This is a genomic window from Caballeronia arvi, assembly GCF_001544695.2.
Lineage (GTDB): Bacteria > Pseudomonadota > Gammaproteobacteria > Burkholderiales > Burkholderiaceae > Caballeronia > Caballeronia arvi.
In genome coordinates, this window is sequence record NZ_FCOM02000329.1 from 1 (window position 1) to 630 (window position 630).

General features: G+C 61.0%; 1 protein-coding gene and 1 pseudogene. Both read right to left on the reverse strand.

Annotated elements, in window-relative coordinates; translation table 11 throughout:
* Positions 1–288, reverse strand: a pseudogene (locus AWB74_RS45180) (hypothetical protein); the annotation flags it as partial.
* A 9-nt stretch (positions 289–297) separates the two neighbouring features.
* On the reverse strand, positions 298–630 hold a 333-nt coding region (locus AWB74_RS45185; RefSeq protein WP_143749580.1), incomplete at its 5' end, for an SIS domain-containing protein.

Below are 630 nucleotides of genomic sequence, written 5' to 3' on the forward strand. Positions count from 1 at the left end.
TGACCAGCGCGCGACATATACATCATGCGTCCAGTTGCCATCAGAACCTGCACCGCGCGGCGGCAGGCCCGAACTGCCGAAGAACACGCTTGTCACGCCGCGCGCATCGGTGACCGCGCCGATGCCGTGCATGTAGGCGCGCAGATCGCCCGCCGGAAATTCGATGAGCGTTGATGAAGGTGGTTTCGCTAAGTTGGCGGTTTTCGTCCCGTCCGCATACACGGACGGGACGAGGCTGCATGTCGTCATCAGGGCGAGCACAGCAATACGCATAAGCGTCGTTCGCATGCTTCCCACTCACTCGACGGTGACCGATTTCGCCAGATTGCGCGGCTTGTCGACATCCGTGCCGCGCGCACAGGCGGTATGGTAGGCGAGCAGTTGTAACGGTACGACGTGAAGAATCGGCGACAGCGGCCCATGATGTTCCGGCAACTGAATCACACGCACGCCGTCACTGCTTTCGATCGTCGCACCGGCATCAGCGAGCACAAAAAGCTGGCCACCTCGCGCACGCACTTCTTGCATGTTCGACTTGAGCTTTTCGAGCAAGGCGTCGTTGGGTGCGATCGTGATGACGGGCATCTCGTTCGTGACGAGGGCAAGCGGACCGTGCTTCAGTTCGCCCGC